This is a genomic window from Wenjunlia tyrosinilytica (assembly GCF_014646055.1).
GTDB lineage: Bacteria > Actinomycetota > Actinomycetes > Streptomycetales > Streptomycetaceae > Wenjunlia > Wenjunlia tyrosinilytica.
The window spans coordinates 1-21,210 of the sequence record NZ_BMMS01000008.1 but is presented as its reverse complement, the minus strand read 5'-3'; the positions used below and the strand labels follow the sequence as shown (position 1 = coordinate 21,210).

At 71.4% G+C, this 21,210-nt stretch carries 19 protein-coding genes and 4 pseudogenes; 17 read left to right on the top strand and 6 right to left on the bottom strand.

What is annotated here, in order from left to right:
• Window positions 1-9: 9 nt before the first annotated feature.
• Window positions 10-975 carry a 1,2-phenylacetyl-CoA epoxidase subunit PaaA gene (paaA, locus tag IEY86_RS10635; RefSeq protein WP_189131341.1) on the bottom strand — a complete coding sequence of 322 codons (966 nt, stop codon included), beginning with the start codon at window positions 973-975 and terminating at the stop codon, window positions 10-12.
• A gap of 123 nt (window positions 976-1,098) precedes the next feature.
• On the opposite strand from paaA, the gene IEY86_RS10630 reads away from it, so the two are divergent.
• The 7 genes from IEY86_RS10630 (at window position 1,099) to IEY86_RS10600 (ending at window position 6,218) form a co-directional block, all read left to right on the top strand.
• A complete protein-coding gene (locus tag IEY86_RS10630; RefSeq protein ID WP_229698309.1) occupies window positions 1,099-1,770 on the top strand; it encodes a DUF5819 family protein in 672 nt (223 codons plus the stop codon).
• Window positions 1,767-3,050: an HTTM domain-containing protein gene (locus IEY86_RS10625; RefSeq protein WP_373286990.1), complete on the top strand. Its 1,284-nt coding sequence runs from the start codon at window positions 1,767-1,769 to the stop codon at window positions 3,048-3,050. Before IEY86_RS10630 ends, IEY86_RS10625 begins: the two co-directional genes overlap by 4 nt.
• 184 nt (window positions 3,051-3,234) lie before the next feature.
• Entirely contained in the window at window positions 3,235-3,846 is a 612-nt protein-coding gene (locus IEY86_RS10620; protein ID WP_189131340.1) for a hypothetical protein, read from the top strand.
• 93 nt (window positions 3,847-3,939) lie between these two features.
• The gene (locus IEY86_RS10615) at window positions 3,940-4,701 is read left to right on the top strand and encodes a TrmH family RNA methyltransferase (protein ID WP_373286989.1); all 762 of its coding nucleotides are present in this window, start codon (window positions 3,940-3,942) and stop codon (window positions 4,699-4,701) included.
• Window positions 4,702-4,769: 68 nt separating this feature from the next.
• Window positions 4,770-5,081, top strand: a complete 312-nt coding sequence (locus IEY86_RS10610) for a CGNR zinc finger domain-containing protein (protein ID WP_373286988.1) — start codon at window positions 4,770-4,772, stop codon at window positions 5,079-5,081.
• Between the two features lie 144 nt (window positions 5,082-5,225).
• Window positions 5,226-5,642, top strand: a complete 417-nt coding sequence (locus IEY86_RS10605; protein WP_189131339.1) for an SHOCT domain-containing protein — start codon at window positions 5,226-5,228, stop codon at window positions 5,640-5,642.
• Between the two features lie 144 nt (window positions 5,643-5,786).
• Window positions 5,787-6,218, top strand: coding sequence for a DUF6299 family protein (locus tag IEY86_RS10600; protein ID WP_189131338.1), 432 nt, complete (start codon window positions 5,787-5,789; stop codon window positions 6,216-6,218).
• Between the two features lie 150 nt (window positions 6,219-6,368).
• Here the strand turns inward: IEY86_RS10600 and paaN are convergent, their stop codons facing one another.
• Window positions 6,369-8,054, bottom strand: coding sequence for a phenylacetic acid degradation protein PaaN (paaN, locus tag IEY86_RS10595; protein WP_189131337.1), 1,686 nt, complete (start codon window positions 8,052-8,054; stop codon window positions 6,369-6,371).
• Between the two features lie 122 nt (window positions 8,055-8,176).
• Here paaN and IEY86_RS10590 point away from each other — a divergent pair, with 122 nt between their 5' ends.
• From IEY86_RS10590 to IEY86_RS10585, 3 genes and pseudogenes are all read left to right on the top strand, one after another.
• Complete coding sequence (locus tag IEY86_RS10590; protein WP_189131336.1) at window positions 8,177-9,829, top strand: 3-hydroxyacyl-CoA dehydrogenase NAD-binding domain-containing protein; 1,653 nt, start codon at window positions 8,177-8,179, stop codon at window positions 9,827-9,829.
• Window positions 9,822-10,119, top strand: a pseudogene (locus tag IEY86_RS36345) (phenylacetate--CoA ligase family protein); the annotation flags it as partial. The gene IEY86_RS10590 and the pseudogene IEY86_RS36345, both read left to right, overlap by 8 nt.
• A gap of 154 nt (window positions 10,120-10,273) precedes the next feature.
• Window positions 10,274-10,906, top strand: coding sequence for a TetR/AcrR family transcriptional regulator (locus tag IEY86_RS10585; protein ID WP_189131335.1), 633 nt, complete (start codon window positions 10,274-10,276; stop codon window positions 10,904-10,906).
• A 60-nt stretch (window positions 10,907-10,966) separates the two neighbouring features.
• On the opposite strand, the gene IEY86_RS10580 is transcribed toward IEY86_RS10585, so the two are convergent.
• Window positions 10,967-11,464 carry an Lrp/AsnC family transcriptional regulator gene (locus IEY86_RS10580; protein WP_189131334.1) on the bottom strand — a complete coding sequence of 166 codons (498 nt, stop codon included), beginning with the start codon at window positions 11,462-11,464 and terminating at the stop codon, window positions 10,967-10,969.
• A gap of 173 nt (window positions 11,465-11,637) precedes the next feature.
• Here IEY86_RS10580 and IEY86_RS10575 point away from each other — a divergent pair.
• The 7 genes and pseudogenes from IEY86_RS10575 to IEY86_RS10545 form a co-directional block, all read left to right on the top strand.
• Window positions 11,638-12,204, top strand: a pseudogene (locus tag IEY86_RS10575) (thiamine pyrophosphate-dependent enzyme); the annotation flags it as partial.
• Between the two features lie 483 nt (window positions 12,205-12,687).
• A pseudogene (locus IEY86_RS10570) lies at window positions 12,688-13,380 on the top strand (thiamine pyrophosphate-dependent enzyme); the annotation flags it as partial.
• Complete coding sequence (locus IEY86_RS10565) at window positions 13,377-14,438, top strand: alpha-ketoacid dehydrogenase subunit beta (RefSeq protein ID WP_189131333.1); 1,062 nt, start codon at window positions 13,377-13,379, stop codon at window positions 14,436-14,438. The pseudogene IEY86_RS10570 and the gene IEY86_RS10565, both read left to right, overlap by 4 nt.
• Window positions 14,439-14,440: 2 nt before the next feature.
• The gene (locus tag IEY86_RS10560; RefSeq protein ID WP_189131332.1) at window positions 14,441-15,823 is read left to right on the top strand and encodes a dihydrolipoamide acetyltransferase family protein; all 1,383 of its coding nucleotides are present in this window, start codon (window positions 14,441-14,443) and stop codon (window positions 15,821-15,823) included.
• A gap of 79 nt (window positions 15,824-15,902) precedes the next feature.
• The gene (locus IEY86_RS10555; RefSeq protein ID WP_189131331.1) at window positions 15,903-16,883 is read left to right on the top strand and encodes an NTP transferase domain-containing protein; all 981 of its coding nucleotides are present in this window, start codon (window positions 15,903-15,905) and stop codon (window positions 16,881-16,883) included.
• Window positions 16,880-18,091: a molybdopterin molybdotransferase MoeA gene (locus tag IEY86_RS10550; protein WP_189131330.1), complete on the top strand. Its 1,212-nt coding sequence runs from the start codon at window positions 16,880-16,882 to the stop codon at window positions 18,089-18,091. Before IEY86_RS10555 ends, IEY86_RS10550 begins: the two co-directional genes overlap by 4 nt.
• Window positions 18,085-19,140: a potassium channel family protein gene (locus tag IEY86_RS10545; RefSeq protein ID WP_373286987.1), complete on the top strand. Its 1,056-nt coding sequence runs from the start codon at window positions 18,085-18,087 to the stop codon at window positions 19,138-19,140. The genes IEY86_RS10550 and IEY86_RS10545 overlap by 7 nt, the downstream gene beginning before the upstream one ends.
• Before the next feature lie 61 nt (window positions 19,141-19,201).
• Here IEY86_RS10545 and IEY86_RS10540 read toward each other — a convergent pair whose 3' ends face one another.
• The 3 genes and pseudogenes from IEY86_RS10540 to IEY86_RS10530 form a co-directional block, all read right to left on the bottom strand.
• On the bottom strand, window positions 19,202-20,296 hold the full coding sequence (locus IEY86_RS10540; protein WP_189131329.1) for an NlpC/P60 family protein: 1,095 nt from the start codon (window positions 20,294-20,296) through the stop codon (window positions 19,202-19,204).
• 25 nt (window positions 20,297-20,321) lie between these two features.
• Complete coding sequence (locus IEY86_RS10535; protein ID WP_189131328.1) at window positions 20,322-20,804, bottom strand: poly-gamma-glutamate biosynthesis protein PgsC/CapC; 483 nt, start codon at window positions 20,802-20,804, stop codon at window positions 20,322-20,324.
• Window positions 20,801-21,210, bottom strand: a pseudogene (locus tag IEY86_RS10530) (hypothetical protein); the annotation flags it as partial. The gene IEY86_RS10535 and the pseudogene IEY86_RS10530, both read right to left, overlap by 4 nt.

Here is a 21,210-nt window from a genome sequence, read left to right as displayed (position 1 = left end):
CTTGGCCGCTCATCCCTTGGCCTCCATGTGCTTGCTCGCGTAGGCGAACGCGGCTTCGCGGACCCACGCGCCCTCGTCGTGCGCCCGCCGGCGGTTGGCGAGGCGCTGCTCGTTGCACGGCCCGTTGCCGCGCAGGACCTCGTTGAACTCGTCCCAGTCGATCGCGCCGAAGTCGTAGTGCCCGCGCTCCTCGTTCCACCGCAGATCGGGGTCGGGCAGGGTCAGGCCGAGTGCCTCGGCCTGCGGCACGCAGATGTCGACGAAGCGCCGGCGCAGCTCGTCGTTGGAGTGGCGCTTGATGTTCCAGGCCATGGACTGGGCCGAGTGGGTGGAGTCGGCGTCGGGCGGGCCGAACATCATCAGCGAGGGCCACCACCACCGGTCGACGGCGTCCTGCGCCATCGCGTGCTGCGCCTCGGTGCCCCGGCTGAGCGCCAGCAGCGACTCGAACCCCTGGCGCTGGTGGAAGCTCTCCTCCTTGCACACGCGCACCATCGCGCGGGCATAGGGGCCGTACGAGCAGCGGCACAGCGGCACCTGGTTGGTGATCGCGGCGCCGTCCACGAGCCAGCCGATGGCGCCGACGTCGGCCCAGGTCAGGGTGGGGTAGTTGAAGATCGAGGAGTACTTCTGCCGACCGGTGTGCAGCTTGTCCAGCAGCTCGTCCCGGCTGACCCCCAGGGTCTCGGCGGCGCTGTAGAGGTAGAGCCCGTGCCCGGCCTCGTCCTGGACCTTGGCCATGAGGATCGCCTTGCGCCGCAGGGAGGGCGCGCGGGTGATCCAGTTCGCCTCCGGCTGCATTCCGATGATCTCGGAGTGCGCGTGCTGTGCGATCTGCCGGATGAGCGTGGCGCGGTACTTGTCGGGCATCCAGTCGCGGGGCTCGATCCGCTCGTCATTGGCCAGCGCCGCGTCGAAGGCGGCCTGGAGCCCCACGGCCCCGGCCGCGCCAGGTGTGTCCTGTATAGCCGTCATTGCCAGCCTCTCCGCCGACCTTTCACCCGACCGACCGTTCGGTTCAATGGTGGAGTTCTGCGGCGCGGACTGTCAAGGCCGTATCCTCGCGGCGAAACGGCACGCACCGCGGGTGGGGAGACGATGGAGTCGGATCCGGAAGAGACCAAGAAAGAGGTGCCGTCCGAGCCGCCCACCGGTCGGGAGTGGTCGCTGGGGGCACGGATAGCCATCGCCGCCACTGTGGCGGCCGTGTGCGTCGGGGTCGGCATACATCTGGCCATGGTGTTCTTGCACGTGGCGCCGTCGAACACGATCTCGAAGAAGAACAGCACGCTGATCGACCACTACGCCTTCCCGGAGTTCGAGCAGAACTGGAAGCTGTTCGCTCCCAACCCGCTCCAGCAGAACATCGCCGTTCACGCCAGGGTCCAGGTGCGGCTGCCGAGCGGGCAGCGGCTCACCACCGGATGGGTCAACCTCACCGGGCAGGACACGAAGGCCATCAAGCACAACCCGTCCCCCAGCCACATCGACCAGAACATGCTCCGCCGGGCGTTCGAGTTCTACACCAACTCGCACGACCAGCAGGACAAGTCGCTCGGCAACCGGGGGAGCATCTCGCGGGAGTACGTGCTGCGCATCGCGGCCCACCGGATGGGGCCGGAGCTCAACGGGGGCAAGGTACAGAAGATCCAGCTGAGGTCGGTCGCCACTCCCGTGGCCCCGCCCAAATGGAGCAACGAGAACATCAACACCCATCCGACCACCCGGGTCCTGCCCTGGTGGTCGCTCACTGAGAGGGACTTCCGGTGAGCACCGACACTCCTCCCTCCCCCTTCCAGGACGCGAGCGTCAAGTTCGACGCCGCCCTGACCAGGGCCATGAACCGCTTCACCTCCGGCGCCCTGGCCCCGTACCAGGCGGCCGTCGTCCGCATCGGCTTCTCGCTCACCTTCACCCTCTTCCTGCTGCGCGAGTGGCCGCACCGGATGGACCTCTACGGCACCACCAGCCCGTGGAGCTTCGCGCTGGCGAAGCGGCTGATCGCCGGGAACGAGGCCTTCACCGTCCTGATGTGGTCCGACAGCCGGCTGTGGGCAGAGCTCGTCTACCACGGTGCGATCGCCGCGAGCGTGATGCTCCTGCTGGGCTGGCGCACCCGGCTGGCGTCGGTGCTCTTCATGGTCGGAGTGCTCTCCCTGCAGAACCGCAGCGTCTTCATGGGCGACGGCGGGGACAACGTCATCCATCTGATGTCCATCTACCTCGTGCTCACCCGCTGCGGCCAGGTGTGGTCGCTGGACGCCCGCCGCAGGCGGGAGGAGGAGCGCCGCAGGCGGGAGGAGAAGGAGGGCGAGGACAGACAGGGCGAGGGGAAAGTCGGGGCGGGGATGTACGACCGCACCGGAGTGATTCTCTGGGCGGTCGTCGGTGTGGGGCTGTTCACCGCCCAGGTCAGCGGGTTCGCCGACCTGCCCTTCTTCAGCCGCGGGCTGATCCCCGGCGTCGGCTGGGGGCTGATCTTCTGGGGGCTGTGGCTGATCCACGCCGGATGGTGGTGGCTGCGGCGCCGGGGTGAGAGCGAGCTGCGCTCGGTGGTCGATGTCATGGCCAACCTCGTGCACAACGGCGCCATGCTGATCATCGTGGTCGAGGTGTGCTTCATCTACTCCACGGCCGGCTGGTACAAGATCCAGGGCTCGCGCTGGCAGGACGGAACGGCGACGTACTACCCGTTCCACCTCGACTACTTCAACCCCTGGCCGGGCCTGTCCCACCTCCTCGGCTCCAGTGGCCTGATGATCACACTGATCACGTACGGCACGGTGATGGTGCAGGTCGCCTTCCCGTTCACGCTGTTCAACCGCCGGGTCAAGAATGTGCTCCTCGCGGTGATGATGTGCGAGCACGCGAGCATCGCCGTCCTGCTCGGCCTGCCGTTCTTCTCCCTGGCGATGATCGCCGCCGACGCGGTCTTCCTGCCGACCGGCTTCCTGCGCTGGGTGGGCTCGAAGGTGGTCGCGCTGGTCCGCCGCCCGGTCGAGCCCCGCCAGGAGGAGCCGGCGGACGAGACCGAGAGCGTCACCATGTGATCTCCCGCTCGTTCTCCAGTTCGCAGAGGCGGCACGAAAAGAAGCTGATACGTAACTGGCGGTACTGAAGTGGTGGCCGGGCGAGCAACAGGAGCCCCCGGTAGACGAGTGAGTGGGTCGGACATGCCTCTGCTCCTCCCCGGATGAGGGGTTCGTTGTCCCTTCAAGCCGAGAGGCGAACGAGATGGCGACCACAGAGGTCGTACTACTCGAGTCCCGCGCCCTGCGCGCGAGCATGAGCGAGCGAACAGAAGCGCTGGACAAGGTCAAGGCGCTGGTGCTGCTGCCTGACGGGCTGCATGTCACCAGCCGGATGGTGGCCGAGTATTTCGAGGTCCCTGAGCTCACGATCAGGAACCTCGTGGCTCGGCACCGCGATGAGTTGGAGGAGGCCGGCTACACGCTGCTGAAGGGCGCGGAACTGCAGGATTTTCTAAGTCTCAATATGAGTCTTAGAAGGGTTCCGGGCCGCGGACTTGCGGTTTTCCCCCGCAGGGCCGTTCTCAACGTGGGCATGCTGCTTCGTGACAGCGAGGTGGCGCGGCGGGTCCGGAGGTATCTCCTCGATTCCGAGGAGAGGCGGCCGGGGTCGATCGACGCCCATGTCGAGGAGGTCGCCACCAGGGCCGCCGAGCGGTACTGCGGCTCCGTCATCGGAACGCAGCTCGCGGAGATGAGGGCCATGATCGAGGCCCAGACCCGTGTGGTGTGCGCCATGAGCGTTCGGCTCGCGGACGTCCAGCAGGACGTCGTCGAGCTGAAGCGCTCACAGCGACGGCGCCGTAAGAGGCAGTAGCGCAAAGCACAGCACCAGCGCCTGTGGAAAACCCGGGGGCCGGGAGGTCCTACCAGGATCTTCCGGCCCCCGGGCCGCGCGTACGCTGAGCCTGTGGACGGCGTGAGTGGTGGGGACGCGGATGTGGTCCGGCGGTGGCGGGAGGCGGCGTCGGAGGGAGTCCTGCTCGACGGGTTCCACGCGCTCAAGCACGCGCTGCGCTTCGGGGCCGACGTTCGGATGGCGGTCGCCACCGACGCGGCCGCCGCGCGCGAGCTCGCCGACGAATTGGCGGACGACATCGCCGAACGGCTCGACGCCCTCGTCGTGGAGGTCCCCGACCAGATCCTGAGGACCCTCGTACCCCGGGCCCACCCGACGGGCGTGGCCGCCCTCGCCACACGGCCGAGTGCCCGCGCCAACCTCGACACACTGAACGCGCTGCCCCGGCGCTCCCCCGTCGTCGTCCTCGACCGGCCCCGCAACCTCGGCAATATCGGGGCCGTGGTCCGGCTGGCGGCCGGGTTCGGGGTCACCGGCGTGGTGACCACCGGGGAGATCGACCCCTGGCACCCCAACGCGGTGCGCGGCGGCGCGGGACTGCACTTCGCCACCGCGGTCGAGCGGCTCGACGTTCCCGACCTGCCGCAGGGCCCGATCTACGCCCTGGACCCGGAGGGGGAGGACATCCGGTCGGTGGTCTTCCCCGACGAGGCCCTGCTCGCCTTCGGATCGGAACGGCACGGCATCTCACCGGAGTTGAGGGAACGGGCGACCGAGCTGGTCGCCGTCCCCATGCGCCCCCGGGTCTCCAGCTTCAACCTGGCCACCAGCGTGGGCATGGCCCTGTTCCACTGGATGTCCCGCACCGGCTGAACCGGCGTCCGAGAACCGGGGATCGACCCCGAGCCGCACGCTCCTCGATCAGCCGACCTCCGCCCCCATTGAGCCCGACGTGTCCGCTGAACGAGGTGCTCTCCCACGGCCGGATCCGGCGGGTGATGGCCGCCGAGGGCCCCGGCGCCGAGACCGAGGTGGACGACCCCTCCCGGCTGGCGGCCTGGCTCGCCGCCGAGGACCTGCTCCAGCTCGTCGAGCGGGGCCGCCACCGCATCCGCGAATGCGCGAACGGGCACTGCATCCTGCACTTCTTCGACACCTCGCAGAACGGCAGGCGCCGCTGGTGCTCCATGGCGGTGTGCGGCAACCGCGCCAAGGTCTCCCGCCACTACGAGCGCACCAAGCGGACCGGCTGACCGGCTGACCGGCCGCCGAGCGGACCGCCGATCGGGCAGCTGATCAGACCGGTGATGTTTTCCGCCGTTTGAGGGACCGTCTATCTGCACCTAATGTGGTGATGTGAGTGGTTCATCCGGCTGGGGGGCGTCAGGAGGACAACGATGGACGGCTATGAGCTTCTGGCGGACGACTTCCCGCTGCTGAACGCCTTCTGGACCATGCTGTGGTTCTTCCTGCTGGTCCTGTGGCTGTTCCTGCTCTTCCGGGTCGTCGGTGACGTCTTCCGGGACGACAGCCTCGGCGGCTGGGGCAAGGCCGCCTGGATCCTGTTCATCATCGTCCTGCCCTACCTCGGCGTCCTGGTGTACCTGATCGCCCGAGGGCGGGGCCTGGGCGAACGCGAACTGTCCAGCGCCCTGGCGCAGCGCGACGCCCGCGACGCCTACCTGCGGCAGTCGGCCTCCGCGTCGTCGGGCAGCCATGCCGACGAGCTGGCCAAGCTCTCGGACCTGAAGAACCGGGGCGAGTTGACGCAGGGGGAGTACGAGCAGGCCAAGGCGAAGATCCTGGCCGCCTGACGGGGCCTCACCGGAGCGTCTCCCCACCGGAGCGTCTCCCCACCGGAGCGAGTCCCCACCGGAGCGTGGCTGCCTCCCGCCGACAGGGCCACCGACCGGGTGACCTTTGCGCGCGAACCCGTGCGCGGAGGTACGTGTACGGCCATGCGAATCTTCCACGCCATCGGCGCCGCTGTGGGCGCGACACTCTTCCTCGTGGCCGTCCCCTCCGGGGCGCTGGCCGAGCCGAGCGACATGATCACCGTGGACCCGACCGGCTACATCGCGTCGAACGGAACGGTCACCCTGTCCGGCACCTACCGGTGCTCCGACGACGCCTCCCCCGCTGTCGTCTACGTCGGCTCCCATCTCGAGCAGGACGGCAATGAGGCGGGCATCGGCGGCACCGTCGCCGAGTGCGACGGGAACGAGCACCGGTGGAGCAACCACGACCAGCCCTTCCGAGCCGCCTTCAAGCCGGGCTCCGCCAAGGTCCAGGGCACGCTCCTGACGTTCTCCTTGGACTTCGGCATCCCCCTGCCGCGGTTCCTCTCCGTCGAGGACCAGCGCATCACCCTGGCTCCGGCCGGGCAGTAGGCACCTGCCCACCCCGGCCGATGCCCGACGGCCGATGCCCGAAATGCCCGACGGCCGGGGACCGGCAGCGGGCCCGAGGTCAGGACCCCGGGCCCGCACCGGCCACCCGGCCGCCGAACACACCGAACAGGCGCACTTTCCGTGTGCGACCTACACGTGGCGGCGGACCTCCACCGTCCGGAAGCGGTTGGCGACGAAGGCCCCGTCGCACAGGGCCGCGTTGGCCGCGGGGTTGCCGCCGGTGCCGTGGAAGTCGGAGAAGGCGGCCGTCTGGTTCACATAGACCCCGCCGGTGAGGTTGAGCGAAAGCGACGCGCACGCGTCGAGACAGACCTCCTCGAGACCGGCCTCCACCTCGGGCGAGGTGGTGTAGGCGCCGACGGTCATGGCGCCCTTCTCGGTGACCGTCCTGCGCAGCAGCTCCAGCGCGGCGGCGGTCGAGTCGACGGCGACGGCGAACGAGACCGGCCCGAAGCACTCCGACAGGTAGGCCGCTCTGTCGTCCGGCGCGGACGCGTCCAGCTTGACCATGACCGGCGTGCGGACGGTGGCCTCCGGGAACTCCGGGTTCTTCACCTCGCGCGAGGCCAGCGCGACCTCGCCCAGGCCCTTGGCCGCGTCGAGGCGCGCGAGCACGTCGGGATTGACGATCGCGCCCAGCAGGGCGTTGGCCCTGACGTCGTCACCGAGGAGCTTTTCCACAGCTGTGGACAGATCGGCGACGACCTCGTCGTAGCTCTTGTGGCCCGCGTCGGTGTCGATGCCGTCGCGCGGGATGAGCAGGTTCTGCGGGGTGGTGCACATCTGCCCGCTGTACAGGGACAGCGAGAACGCCATATTGCCCAGCATGCCCTTGTAGTCGTCCGTGGAGTCGAAGACGACGGTGTTGACGCCGGCCTTCTCCGTGTAGACCTGGGCCTGGCGGGCGTTGGTCTCCAGCCAGTCGCCGAACGCCGTCGAGCCCGTGTAGTCGATGATCCTCACCTCGGGCCGGGTGGCCAGGGTCTTGGCGAGGCCCTCGCCGGGAGCCTCGGCGGCCAGTGCCACGAGGTTGGGGTCGAAGCCCGCCTCGGCGAGCACCTCTCGGGCGATCCGCACGGTGAGCGCGAGCGGCAGCACGGCGCGCGGGTGCGGCTTGACCAGGACCGGGTTGCCGGTGGCGAGGGAGGCGAACAGGCCGGGGTAGCCGTTCCATGTCGGGAAGGTGTTGCAGCCGACCAGCAGGGACAGGCCGCGCGGCACGGCGGTGAACGCCTTGCGCATCTCCAGCGGCTCGCGCTTGCCCTGCGGCTTCGACCACGGCGCCTCGACGGGGGTGCGGGTCTGCTCGGCGTAGGCGTAGGCCACCGCCTCCAGGCCGCGGTCCTGCGCGTGCGGGCCACCGGCCTGGAAGGCCATGGTGAACGCCTGCCCGGTGGTGTGCATGATCGCGTGCCCCAACTCGTGCGAGCGGGCGTTGATCCTGGCCAGGATCTCCAGGCTCACCGCCGCCCGGAGCCCCGGCCCCGCGTCGCGCCAGGCGGGGATGCCCGCACGCATGGCGGGGATGAGCACGTCGGCGTCGACGCGCGGGTAGGTCACGCCCAGCTCGATGCCGTACGGGGAGACCTCGCCGCCGACCCGCTCCCCGGTCTCGCCCGGCTGGGCGAGCTCGAAATCGCGGTTGAGGTTCGACTCGAACGCCGCCTTGCCGTCCGCCGGCCCGGTCTCGCCGTAGGCCTTCGGGTGCTCGGGGAACGGCGACCAGTACTCGCGGGTGCGGATCGCTTCCAGGGCCTTGTCGAGGGTCGCGCGGTGGCGTTCGATCAGCTCACTGGCGACGTTGCCGGTTGCCATGCGATTGCACTCCTCGCCGGTCGGGGTCTGGGCTTGGAACGGACAGTGAGGCTAGATTAACCGAATGGTCGGTCGGTACAAGGGGGCCGACCCGAGCCGCCTGGAAAGGGACTGGTCTGCGCATGGACGAGCTCTCACTCGATCGGACCGTGGCCGTGGTCGGCAGCGGCACCATGGGGCGGGGAATCGCCCAGGTCGCGCTGACCGCGGGACACCCCGTTCTGCTCTACGACGCCGCGCCCGGCACCGCGGAGCGGGCCGCGCGGGCCATCGGCGAGCGGCTCGACCGGCTGGTGGAGAAGGGCCGCATGAGCGCGGAGCAACGGGCCGGGGCCGGTGCCCGGCTGGTCGCCGCCGGGCAGCTGTCGGAACTGGCCCCGGCCGGACTCGTGGTCGAGGCCATCGTCGAGGACCTGGCCGTCAAGCAGCGGCTCTTCGCCGACCTCGAAGGCGTCGTCGCCGACGACTGCCTGCTCGCCACGAACACCTCCAGCCTGCCGGTGACCGCCGTCGCGGCCCCGCTGCGCCTGCCGGGCCGCTTCGTGGGCCTGCACTTCTTCAACCCGGCCCCCGTGCTCCCCCTGGTCGAGGTGGTCTCGGGAGCGGCCACCGACCGGGCCGCGGCGGACCGTGCCCACGCGACCGCGCGGGCCTGGGGGAAGACACCGGTGCGGTGCACCGACAGCCCCGGCTTCATCGTCAACCGCGTCGCCCGCCCGTTCTACGCCGAGGCGTTCCGCGTGTACGAGGAGCGGGGGGCCGACCCGGCGACGATCGACGCCGTGCTGCGCGAGAGCGGCGGGTTCGCCATGGGGCCGTTCGAGCTCACCGACCTCATCGGGCAGGACGTCAACGAGGCGGTGACGACGTCGGTCTGGACGGCGTTCGGCTTCGACCCCAGGTTCACCCCCTCGCTCGCGCAGCGGCAGCTCGTCCAGTCGGGCCGCATCGGGCGCAAGAGCGGGCACGGCTGGTACGCCTACGGCGAGGGCGCCGAGCGGCCGATACCGCACACGGCCGCGCCCGCCAAGGCCCCCGAGTCGGTCGTCCTCCACGGCGACCTCGGACCGGCGGTGGAGCTGGTGCCGATGCTGGAGGAGGCCGGAATCGAGGTCGTGCGGGGCCAGGACCACGGCGCGCGAGGCCCGGAACAGGCAGACCAGGAACAGGGAGGCCCGGAACAGGGAGGCCCGGAGCAAGGAGGCCCAGAGGGAGGCCAGGAGCAAGGGGGCCAGGAGCAAGGGGGCCATGGATCGGGCGTCCCCGGCTCCCCCGGCCGGCTGGAGCTCCCCGGTGGGGCCGTGCTGCGCCTGACCACCGGGCTTCCCGCGACGACCGCCGAAGGCCCCCCGGTCGTCCTTTTCGACCTGGCGCTGGACTACCGGACCGCCGGACGGATCGCGCTGGCCGCTTCCGACACCGCGCCACCGAGCGCCGTCGAGGAGGCGGCCGGGCTCTTCCAGGCGCTCGGCAAGCAGGTCAGCTTGATCGACGACATCCCCGGAATGATCGTCGCCAGGACCGTGGCCATGCTGGTCGACTTCGCCAACGACGCCGTCGCGCGGGGCGTCGCCTCACCGGAGGACGTCGACACCGCGATGCGGCTCGGCGTCAACTACCCCCTGGGGCCGCTGGAGTGGGGCCGGCGGCTGACCGCCGCCCGAGTCGTGGACCTGCTCGACGCGCTCGGCGCGCTCCATCCGGGCGGCCGGTACGCGCCCTGCGTGCGGCTGCGGCGCCGCGCGGCCGTGGAGCGGAGTCGGCGCCATGAGTGAGAGCGAGCCCTACGACCCGATGGAGAGGGCCTCGCGGGACGAGTTGGGCGCCGTTCAGCCGGCCCGGCTGCGCGGGACCTTGGCGCATGTCCATGAGCATGTTCCGCACTACCGGGCCCCGTTGGACGCGGCGGGCGTCCATCCCGAGGACTGCCGCGCACTCGAGGACCTGGCCCGCTTCCCGTTCACCACCAAGCAGGACCTGCGGGAGAACTACCCGTTCGGGATGTTGGCCGTGCCGCGAGCGGGTGGTCCGGGTCCATGCCTCCTCCGGGACCACGGACACCCCACTGCGGTCGCCCCCGCATGCGCTGGAGCGGTCGGTGGGCAAGGCCCGCCGAGTTGTCGATCAGCGACGCCACCAGCGATCCTAGGGCCCGTGGCGGGAGTCCGAGGAATGGAACGGGGCTCGACCGAACGTCCGGACGGGGGATAATCGTGACCATGGCACAACCGGCTCCCGCGCGGGAGGCCGCCCCCGGGGGCAGGCGAGAGGCGTACACGACCGAGTCGCTGCTCGCGGTCGCGGTGGAGGTCTTCAACGAGCGCGGCTACGACGGTACCTCCATGGAGCATCTGTCGAAGGCCGCCGGGATCTCCAAGTCGTCGATCTACCACCATGTGCGCGGCAAGGAAGAACTGCTGGAACGGGCGGTCGGACGTGCGCTCGACGGGCTGTTCGGCACGCTGGAGGAGCCCGCGGCCAAGCGCGGCAGTGCCGTGGAGCGGCTGGAGTACGTCGTCCACCGCACGGTCGAGGTGCTGCTGGCCGAGCTGCCGTATGTGACGCTGTTGCTGAGGGTGCGCGGCAACACCAGGACGGAGCGGTGGGCGCTGGAGCGTCGCCGGGAGTTCGACCACGAGGTGGCGGAGCTGCTGAGGGCGGCCGCGGACGACGGCGATCTGCGCTCGGACGTGGACATCAGGCTGGCGACCCGGCTGCTCTTCGGGATGATCAACTCGATAGTGGAGTGGTACCGGCCCAAGGGCGACGGCCTCGAGCACCGCGACCAGATCGCGGACGCCGTGGCCAGACTCGCCTTCGACGGACTGCTGGCCCCCGGCCCCGATCACTGACCCGGCCGGGCGGCGACGACTCAGGGCGCCGGCGCCGCTGGACTCAGGGCTGCGGAGGACTCAGGGGGAGTCGGTCACCGACAGATCGGTCTCCTCGAACACCAGCAGGGTGCGCGTGCTCAGCACCTCCGGGATGTTCTGGATCCGGGTGAGGACGAGCTCGCGCAGCGCCCGGTTGTCCGGGGTGTGCACGAGCAGGAGCACATCGAAGTCGCCGCTGACGAGGGCGATGTGGGCCGCGCCCGGCAGGGCCCTCAGCTGTTCGCGGACGGTCCGCCACGAGTTCTGGACGATCTTGAGCGTGATGTACGCCGAAGCGCCCTGACCTGCTCTTTCATGGTCCACGCGGGCGGTGAAGCCACGGATCACACCCTCGTCGATCAGCCGGTTGATGCGTGCGTAGGCATTGGCCCGGGACACATGGACGCGGTCGGCCACGGACCGTATCGAGGCCCTGCCGTCCTCCTGGAGGAGCCTGAGGATCGCCCGGTCGATGGCGTCGAGATCCCGGGTGCCGGCCGGGCGCTTGTCGTCCCCGGCCATCTGTTCAGCCGCCATGCCCCCGAGCCTCCCCTTTGTGGACGTCCTGACTCCAGGAGAAGCCCCAGAGGGCCGTTTGTCCACCGCCTGATCCCAGGTGTGGCCAAAGTGAGTCACTCAACCGAACAATCGGTAGGTAGCAGCAACACTGCGCGCTCCGCTCGACCCCCTTTCATCAGGAGGTGCTCGTCATGACCGTCCTCGAGCAGCCCGGCCCCGGCCCCAGTGCCGACGGCGCGCCCGCCTGGCGGCCGCGAGTCGAGCCCGAGCCGCTGCTTCCGGACACCGAGCCGCTGCGCGTGCTGGGCACTGCCGCCGCCAGGGACATGGACCCCGATCTGCTGCGGAGCCTGTACCGCCGTCTCGTCTCCGGCCGCCGCTACAACACCCAGGCCACCGCGCTGACCAAGCAGGGCCGGCTGGCCGTCTATCCGTCCAGCACCGGGCAGGAGGCGTGCGAGGTCGCCGCCGCCCTGGCCCTGGGCCCGCGGGACTGGCTCTTCCCCAGCTACCGCGACACCCTGGCCGTGACCGCCCGGGGCGTCGACCCGGTGGAGGCGCTGACCCTGCTGCGTGGCGACTGGCACACCGGCTACGACCCGGCCGAGCACCGTGTCGCCCCGCTGAGCACCCCCCTGGCCACGCAGATGCCCCATGCGGTGGGGTTGGCGCACGCGGCGCGCCTCAAGCAGGACATGGAGCGGCGTAGGCGAGACGCAGCGCAGGTTGGAGGGCCCGACCGAGGGACGAGGGAGGGGTATCCGGCCGGAGCGGAGTCGAGCCGGAGTGCGACCGCAGGTGGCTTGGAGCGGCGTAGGCGAGATGCAGCGCAGGTTGGAGGGCCCGACCGAGGGACGAGGGAGGGGTATCCGGCCGGAGCGGAGTCGAGCCGGAGTGCGACCGCAGGTGGCTTGGAGCGGCGTAGGCGAGATGCAGCGCAGGTTGGAGGGCCCGACCGAGGGACGAGGGAGGGGTATCCGGCCGGAGCGGAGTCGAGCCGGAGTGCGACCGCAGGTGGCTTGGAGCGGCGTAGGCGAGATGCAGCGCAGGTTGGAGGGCCCGACCGAGGGACGAGGGAGGGGTATCCGGCCGGAGCGGAGTCGAGCCGGAGTGCGACCGCAGGTGGCTTGGAGCGGCGTAGGCGAGATGCAGCGCAGGTTGGAGGGCCCGACCGAGGGACGAGGGAGGGGTATCCGGCCGGAGCGGAGTCGAGCCGGAGTGCGACCGCAGGGGACAGGCAACGGGAGAAGGGCGGGGACGGGGGTGACTCCGGGTACACCGTGGCGCTCGCCATGGTCGGGGACGGGGGCACGAGCGAGGGCGACTTCCACGAGGCCCTGAACTTCGCCGCCGTCTGGCAGGCCCCCGTGGTCTTCCTCGTGCAGAACAACGGCTTCGCCATCTCCGTGCCCCTGGCCAAGCAGACCCATGCGCCCTCGCTCGCCCACAAGGCGGTCGGCTACGGCATGCCGGGTCGGCTGGTGGACGGCAATGACGCCGCCGCGATGTACACCGTGCTCTCCGACGCCGTGCGCCGCGCCCGTGAAGGCGGCGGACCCACCCTCGTCGAGGCCGTCACCTACCGCATCGACGCCCACACCAACGCCGATGACGCCACCCGCTACCGGGGCGCCGACGAGGTGGATGCCTGGCGCCACCACGACCCCGTCGCCCTGCTGGAGCGGCAGCTCTACGAGCTCGGCCTGCTCGACGACGACGGCGTGCGCGAGGCCAAGGAAGCCGCCGAGGCGATGGCGGCCGACCTTCGCGAGCGCATGAACGCGGACCCGGTGCTCGACCCAATGGACCTGTTCACCCATGTCTACGCCGAGCAGACGGCCCAACTGCGCGAGCAGGCCGCCATGCTGCGTGCCGAACTCGACGCCGAGGCCGGGCACGGGCACGGGCACGACCACGAAGGAGCGGGCCGATGACCACGGCGACCCGTCGGCCCCCGAAGTCCGCCCCGGCCAAGCCGGCCACCATGGCGCAGGCGCTCAACTCGGCGCTTCGGGACGCCCTGCGGGAGGACCCCACCGTCCACATCCTCGGTGAGGACGTGGGCGCGCTCGGCGGTGTCTTCCGCATCACCGACGGCCTGGCCGGGGAGTTCGGCGAGTCCCGCTGCACCGACACCCCGCTCGCCGAGGCCGGAATCCTCGGCACCGCCGTGGGAATGGCGATGTACGGGCTGCGGCCGGTGGTGGAGATGCAGTTCGACGCCTTCGCCTACCCGGCGTTCGAGCAGCTCATCAGCCATGTCTCCCGCATGCGCAACCGCACCCGCGGCGCCATGCCCCTGCCGATCACGATCCGCGTCCCCTACGGCGGCGGGATCGGCGGCGTGGAGCACCACAGCGACTCCTCCGAGGCCTACTACCTGCACACGCCGGGCCTGCACGTGGTCACCCCGGCGACCGTCGCGGACGCCTATGGGCTGCTGCGCGCCTCCATCGCCTCCGACGATCCCGTGGTCTTCCTGGAGCCCAAGCGCCTGTACTGGTCCAAGGCCGGATGGTCGGCGGCGGAGCCCGAGGCGGTGCCCCCCATCGGCCGTGCCGCCGTGCGCCGCACCGGGCACTCGGCGACGCTGGTCACCTACGGCCCCTCCCTGCCCGTGTGCCTGGAGGCTGCCGAGGCGGCCTGTGAGGAGGGCTGGGAGCTGGAGGTCGTGGACATGCGCAGCCTGGTGCCGTTCGACGACGAGACCGTGTGCGCGTCCGTGCGCCGCACCGGCCGCGCGGTCGTCGTCCACGAGTCGCAGGGCTTCGGCGGCTCCGGCGGCGAGATCGCCGCCCGGATCTCCGAGCGGTGCTTCCACCACCTGGAGGCGCCCGTGCTGCGGGTGGCCGGGTTCGACATCCCCTACCCGCCGCCGATGCTGGAGCGGCACCACCTGCCGAGTGTGGACCGGATCCTCGACACGGTGGCCCGGTTGCAGTGGGAGTCCGAAGTGACGATCGGCTCCGGCGGCGCGGAGGGTGGTCGCTGACGATGGCAGTCGTTCGTGAATTCCTCCTCCCGGACCTCGGGGAGGGACTGACCGAGGCGGAGATCGTCCGCTGGCTCGTCGAGGTCGGCGACCATGTGGCCGTCGACCAGCACGTGGTCGAGGTGGAGACCGCCAAGGCCGTGGTCGAGGTGCCCTGCCCGTACGCGGGTGTGGTCACCGCCCGCTTCGGTGAGGAGGGCTCCGAGGTTCCCGTGGGAAGCCCGCTGGTGACCGTGGCGGTGGGCGAGCCCGAGTCGTCCGCCGGTGGCGGGCGGAGCACTGGCGACGGGGACCGCGCCGTCGGCGCGGACGATGCCGACAGCGGTTCCGGGAATGTCCTCGTCGGCTACGGTACGTCCGGCGCCACGACCCGCCGCCGCAGGGTGCGCCCCAAGGCCTCCTCGGCCCCGGCGCGGCCCCCGGCCGCCCCGGTGCGCCCCGAGCCGGCGCCCCCGCCCGAACCCGTACCGGCCGCCATCGGCCCCGTCGCCGTCATCTCGCCGCTCGTGCGCCGACTCGCCCGGGAGCACGGCCTGGATCTGCGCACCCTCACCGGCAGCGGTCCCGACGGCCTGATCCTGCGCTCGGACGTCGAACGAGCGGTGGCCGGGCCCGCCGCCGGGAGCGTCGAAGCCGCCCCGAGCGCGACCGCCCCGAGCGCGACAGCCCCGGACACCGCCGGGCAGGCCGCGGAAGAAGCCGTCCGCATCCCCCTCAAGGGCCTGCGCCGCGCTGTCGCCGACAAGCTCTCCCGCAGCCGCCGCGAGATCCCCGACGCCACCTGCTGGGTGGACGCCGACGCGACCGAGCTGCTGGCGGCCCGTGCCGCGATGAACGCGGCCGGGGCCGAGAAGGTGAGCCTGCTCGCCGTACTCGCCCGGATCACCACGGCGGCGATCGCCCGCCACCCGGCGCTCAACTCCACCGTCGACCTCGACCGGCAGGAGATCGTCCAGCTCCCCGCGGTCCATCTCGGCTTCGCCGCGCAGACCGAGCGAGGCCTCGTCGTCCCGGTCGTCCGGAACGCGCACCGGATGACCACCGCGGAGCTGTCGGCGGAGTTCGCCCGCCTCACCGAGGCCGCCCGCCAGGGCACCCTCACCCCCGCCGAGCTGACGGGCGGGACCTTCACCCTCAACAACTACGGCGTCTTCGGTGTGGACGGCTCGACGCCGATCATCAACCACCCCGAGGCCGCGATGCTGGGCGTCGGGCGCATCGCACCCAAGCCATGGGTGGTGGGAGGGGAGTTGGCGGTCCGCCAGGTCACCCAGCTGTCGTTCACCTTCGACCACCGTGTGTGCGACGGAGGCACGGCGGGCGGCTTCCTGCGCTTCGTCGCGGACTGCGTCGAGCAGCCCGCGGCGCTTCTGCGGCACATCTAGCCGCCCCGCATCCGCCGTACGGCGTGCACAGGGGGCCGCGCCTCCCGGTGGCCCGGTCCCGTCGGCGATACTCGACGCCATGGACTTCGACGCCGTGGTGCTCGCCGGAGGGGCCGCCCGCCGTCTCGGGGGTGTGGACAAGCCCGCCCTGAGCGTCGGCGGCACCAGCCTGCTCGACCGCGCGCTCGCCGCCTGCGCCGACGCCCGCTCCACGGTCGTGGTGGGCCCCCGCCGCCCGACGGCGCGGCCGGTCCAGTGGGCCCGAGAGGACCCGCCGGGAGGGGGCCCCCTCCCGGCGCTCGCCGCCGCCCTGCACCACGTGGAGGCTCCGCTGGTGGTGCTCCTGGCGGCGGATCTGCCGTTCATCGACACCGAAACCGTCCGGGCCCTGCTCGCGGCGGTCACGCAGCACGCGGTCAAGAACGGCGGAGCCGCGAACAACGGAGCCGCGAACGGCGCAGTCGCGAACAACGGAGCCGTGTACGAGGGCCACGGGTACGACGGAGCCCTCCTCACCGACGGGCAGGGACGCGACCAGCCGCTGGCAGCCGCCTACCGCACCGAGTCACTGCGCCGCGAACTCGCCCTGATCGCCACCGAGCACGGCGGCATCAACGGCCTTCCGCTGCGCCTGCTGGTCTCGGAGCTGTCGCTGAGCCGACTGGCGGACACGGCGGGATCGGCCTTCGACTGCGACACCTGGGACGACGTCACCACGGCACGAGCGAGGATCGGGGAGCATGGGGGCGTGAGCGTGCTGGAGAGATGGATCGAAGCGGTTGGTGCCGAGCTGGGAATCGAGCTGGACGTCGACATCAAGGGCCTGCTCGACCTCGCGCGGGACGCCGCGCACGGAGTGGACCGGCCCGCCGCGCCGCTGACCACCTTCCTGGTCGGCTACGCGGCCGCCCGGGCGGGCGGCGGCCCGGCCGCCGTCGCCGAGGCGTCCCGCAAGGCGCAGGCCCTCGCCCTGGCCTGGGCGGCCGAGCACGGCACGAGCGAGCCCAAGAAGAACGAGCCCGAGAAGAACGAGAGCAAGAAGAACGAGAACGACGCATGACCGCTCCGGCCGAGGTGCCCAAGGTGTCCCCGCAGCCAACCCACCGGCCCGGCGCAGCGCCCTGGCCCGAGGCCCGTCGCACCGCACGGACCGCCGCCCGGCCGCTGCCCCGGGACTCCCGGCTGCTCGCCGAAGCCCTCGGCCATGTCCTCGCCCGGCCGCTCTCGGCGCTCACCGACCTCCCCGCGTTCGACACCTCCGCCATGGACGGCTGGGCGGTCGCGGGCCCCGGCCCCTGGCGGCTCGGAGGCGCGATCCTCGCCGGGGACAGCTCGCCCCGCCCCCTGGAGGACGGCGCGGCCGTCCGTATCGCCACGGGCGCGCAGCTCCCCCGCGGCGCCACGGCGGTCCTGCGCAGTGAGGAGGGGGAGGTGCTCGGCGGCATCCTGACGGCCGCCAGGGCGCCCGGGCTCGGCCAGGACGTCCGCCCGCGCGGCCAGGAGTGCCGTACCGGCGACGAGCTCCTGTCGACGGGCTGCCCCGTGACCCCCGCCGTGCTGGGCCTTGCCGCCGCCGCGGGCTACGACGCGCTCACCGTCGTCCCCCGCCCCACCGTCGAGGTGCTGGTCCTCGGGGACGAGCTCCTGCCCGCCGGACTGCCCCGTGACGGCCACGTGCGGGACGCCCTGGGCCCGCTGCTGCCTCCGTGGCTGCGCGGCCTGGGCGCCGATGTCCTGGGCACCCGCCGTGTGGGGGACACCCGCGAGGCGCTGCGCGAGGCCGTCTCCTCGAGCACGGCGGACGTCGTCGTCACGACCGGTGGCACCGCCTCCGGCCCGGTCGACTTCGTCCACTCCGTCCTCTCCGACCTCGGCGCCCGTCTGCTGGTCGACGGTGTCGCCGTGCGCCCCGGCCACCCGATGCTGCTGGCGGTGCTCCCCGGCGGCCGCCACCTCGTCGGCCTTCCCGGCAACCCCCTCGCCGCCGTCTCCGGCGTCCTCACCCTCGCCGAGCCGCTGCTGAGCACCCTGGCCGGGCTCCCCCGCGCCGACGCCTACGCCGCCGCGCTGACCACCGCTGTCCCCGGCCACCCGGCCGACACCCGACTGGTGCCCGTCACGCTCCACGACGACGGTGGGGCGAGCGCGCTGCGCTTCCACGGCCCGGCGATGCTGCGCGGCCTGGCGGCGGCGGACGCGTTCGCCGTGATCGCCCCCGGCGGGGCGGATGCCGGGGCGGACGTGGAGATCCTGGAACTGCGGTGGTAGCGGTACGCGGAGGCAGCGAGAAGGAACTCGCGCTCCTGCATCAGGTGACGCTGCCCCATCTGACCGTCAGTCCCCTGAGGCAGGTGCTGCGCCGCCTGGTGATGGCGCTCGGGGTGCTGTTCCTGACGGTGCTCGTCGTCTACGCGGACCACGGCGGCTACCACGACAACGCGGACGACGAGGTCTCCTTCCTCGACTCGGTCTACTACGCCACCGTCACGCTCTCCACGACCGGCTACGGCGACATCGTCCCGTTCAGCGACTCGGCGCGGCTGATCAATATCCTCGTGGTCACACCGCTGCGGGTGCTCTTCCTGATCATCCTGGTCGGCACCACCCTGGAGGTGCTGACCCAACACACCCGCGAGCACTGGCGGCAGAGCCGCTGGAGGGCCACCTTGCGAGATCACACCGTGGTCGTCGGATTCGGCACCAAGGGCCGCTCCGCCGCCCAGACCCTGGTCCGGCGGGGCACCCCGAAGGACCGTGTCGTCGTGGTCGACCCCGACCGCAAGGCGATCGAGGCGGCCAACGCCGAGGGGTTCGCCGGAGTCGCGGGCGACGCCACCCGCAGCGAGGTCCTGCTGCGTGCCGAGGCCCAGCGCGCCCGGCAGATCGTCATCGCCGCCCAGCGCGACGACACCGCGGTCCTGGTCACCCTCACCGCCCGGCAGATCAACAAGGGCGCCACGATCGTGGCCGCCGTGCGCGAGCAGGAGAACGCCCCGCTGCTGCGCCAGTCGGGCGCCGATTCGGTGATCACCACCGCCACCGCGGCCGGACGTCTGCTGGGGCTGTCCATGCTCAGCCCGAGCGTCGGCGAGGTGATGGAGGACCTGATCACTTCCGGCACCGGCCTGGACCTGATCGAGCGGCCGGTGACGAAGGCCGAGGCCGGTCGCTCGCCCCGCGAGTGCGCCGACCTCGTCATCGCGGTCAAGCGCGGCAACCGGCTGCTCAGCTACGACGAGCCGGAGGCCGCTCGCCTGGAGCTGACCGACCGCGTCATCACCGTCCGCAGGGCCGCCCCGGCGGCCACCCAGAGGTGACCGCCGGGGCGGCCGCGTCCAGGACCGGGGCACCCCCGGTCTTCGACGCGGCAGGCCGCGGCTAGAGGCGCTTGGCCGTGCGCAGGTACTTCGCGTAGTAGCCGTTGCCGTCCAGCCGGGAGTCGCCGCCCAGGTCGCCCATCGTCGGACCGTTGGCCTCCTCACGGCTGGAGACGAACCGCGGGTGGCCGGCGGTGTCCAGGCCCATGTAGATGCCGGAGTGGTCCATCCGGGTGCCGGTGCGGCGGTCGATCTCGAAGAAGATCAGGTCGCCGGGCTGGAGCACGTCGATCGAGGTCGGACGGGCGTAGAAGTACAGCGGGTCCTTGTTGCCGGTCTTCTTCAGCGGCAGCACGGGCACGCCCGGGCCCTTGGTCGCCATACCGTTGGCGGTACGGGGCAGGCCGTCGTCGGTGGACAGGTCATTGCCGTTGAGCGGGTAGGCCATGCGGTAGCCGTAGACCATGCGGACGAAGCCCGAGCAGTCCAGGGCGCCGTACTTCTCCTGCTCCGGGTACTCGAGCACCCCGTCCTTGAACTGCCACGCCACGCCCAGGTAGTCGTAGAAGTCCGACTGCTCCTTGCGCTGGTCGCCGACGGCCACCCCGTTGGGGTCGATGGGGCCGAAGATCGCGTCGCCGCGCGAGCGCTGGCCGGCGTCGTTCTTGTGCGTGGGGGCCTTGTCGCCGTACTGGAAGGCCACCGCGAAGACGTCGTCGGACTTGCTGCCGAGGTTCTTCTTGAACCAGTCCTTGAACCACGAGGTCTCCTCCGCGCCATTGGTCCACGGCTGGGGCAGCAGCCGCACCCACTGGTCGGTGACGACCTTCTCCTTGGTGGTGCGCGGCTCGGAGAAGGTGCGGGTGGGACCGGTCAGGTTGGCGGTGCGGGCGCCGTCGGTGAAGGTGGCCACGACCGAGCCGCCGCCCTCGCGCACGACCGTGCGAGCGGGCTTGGTCAGCCGCTCGTAGCGGTAGCTCTTGGTGGACACCTGCTTGTTGGGGTGCGGGGCCGTCGCGACGTCGAGGTCCGGTATCCGGCCCTCCTCCTTCTTCTTCTGCATCTCCACGGTCAGGAAGCCGCTCGCTCCGAGCAGAGCGGCGATCACGAGGGCGTGAAGGGCGGCCTTGGACTTCTTGCGCTTGCGGTTCGACATCGGGCGGCTCCGCGGGTCGATGGGGTCAGGCGGTCGGCATGACGCCGAGCAGCAGCCCCGCCATCAGGACGACGTAGTTGGCGAGAGTGACCGTGGTGGTGGACAGCAGCGTGGCGCCCTTGGGCTGGCGCTGCAGCTGGTAGGCGATCAGGCCCGGGACGATGAAGCCGAGGGTCTGGTTCGCGTACAGCAGCGGGAACTCTCGTTGCAGGATCAGGTAGACACCGGCCTGGAGGATGACGCCGGTCAGGACGACCGCGGCGAACAGGCGCTTGCCGTAGAGGATCACGACCTTGTTCACGAGCACGGTGCAGACGTAGGTCAGCACGGTCACACCGAGGACCATCGCGGCCCGCTGCAGGTCCTCGACCAGGGTCAGCGCCAGCCACCCGGGGGTGATCATGCCGCCGGGCGAGAGGTTGGTCGTCAGGTAGCAGACGAGCGAGAACATCAGCCCGAGCGCGATACCGATCGCGGCGATCTCGGGGGTGAGGACTGCGGGAATCACAGGGTGTCTCCAGGGCGGAACCACGGTCCGTCCCCGGATGGGGCGGGTGGTGCGGTCGGCGTCATATGGGGAGGTGTCTGGTGCGGCTGAGTCCGGTGCGCGGGGGTGCCCGGCTGGGCCGCGGCGCCCCGGTACTGCTGATGCGGGAACGGGTGCTGCTGCACCTGCGGGTGGTGCACGGGCTGGTGGGGGCCGGGCTGCTGGGGGCCGGGCTGCTGGTACGGTCCGCCGTTGTCGTGCGCCTGGTGCGGCGGCGCCGCGGTGTGGGCGTGCGGCGGCGTGGGACCGCCGCCGCGGCCCTGGTCGTCCGGGTCCTCGGAGTCGTCGGGGGGTAGTTCGGCGAGGTGTTCGAGTAGGAGTTCGCCCTGGCCGTGGATGTTGCCGACGGCCACGAGGGAGGCGTCCG

Bases quoted from the DNA above. Each gene is read 5' to 3' on its own strand.
- IEY86_RS10585 (WP_189131335.1), top strand. From the start codon at position 10,274: ATGGCACAACCGGCTCCCGCGCGGGAGGCCGCCCCCGGGGGCAGGCGA.
- paaA (WP_189131341.1), bottom strand. From the start codon at position 975: ATGACGGCTATACAGGACACACCTGGCGCGGCCGGGGCCGTGGGGCTC.
- IEY86_RS10550 (WP_189131330.1), top strand. From the start codon at position 16,880: ATGACCGCTCCGGCCGAGGTGCCCAAGGTGTCCCCGCAGCCAACCCAC.
- IEY86_RS10560 (WP_189131332.1), top strand. From the start codon at position 14,441: ATGGCAGTCGTTCGTGAATTCCTCCTCCCGGACCTCGGGGAGGGACTG.
- IEY86_RS10540 (WP_189131329.1), bottom strand. From the start codon at position 20,296: ATGTCGAACCGCAAGCGCAAGAAGTCCAAGGCCGCCCTTCACGCCCTC.
- IEY86_RS10620 (WP_189131340.1), top strand. From the start codon at position 3,235: ATGGCGACCACAGAGGTCGTACTACTCGAGTCCCGCGCCCTGCGCGCG.
- IEY86_RS10555 (WP_189131331.1), top strand. From the start codon at position 15,903: ATGGACTTCGACGCCGTGGTGCTCGCCGGAGGGGCCGCCCGCCGTCTC.
- IEY86_RS10590 (WP_189131336.1), top strand. From the start codon at position 8,177: ATGGACGAGCTCTCACTCGATCGGACCGTGGCCGTGGTCGGCAGCGGC.
- IEY86_RS10565 (WP_189131333.1), top strand. From the start codon at position 13,377: ATGACCACGGCGACCCGTCGGCCCCCGAAGTCCGCCCCGGCCAAGCCG.
- IEY86_RS10600 (WP_189131338.1), top strand. From the start codon at position 5,787: ATGCGAATCTTCCACGCCATCGGCGCCGCTGTGGGCGCGACACTCTTC.
- paaN (WP_189131337.1), bottom strand. From the start codon at position 8,054: ATGGCAACCGGCAACGTCGCCAGTGAGCTGATCGAACGCCACCGCGCG.
- IEY86_RS10580 (WP_189131334.1), bottom strand. From the start codon at position 11,464: ATGGCGGCTGAACAGATGGCCGGGGACGACAAGCGCCCGGCCGGCACC.
- IEY86_RS10605 (WP_189131339.1), top strand. From the start codon at position 5,226: ATGGACGGCTATGAGCTTCTGGCGGACGACTTCCCGCTGCTGAACGCC.
- IEY86_RS10630 (WP_229698309.1), top strand. From the start codon at position 1,099: ATGGAGTCGGATCCGGAAGAGACCAAGAAAGAGGTGCCGTCCGAGCCG.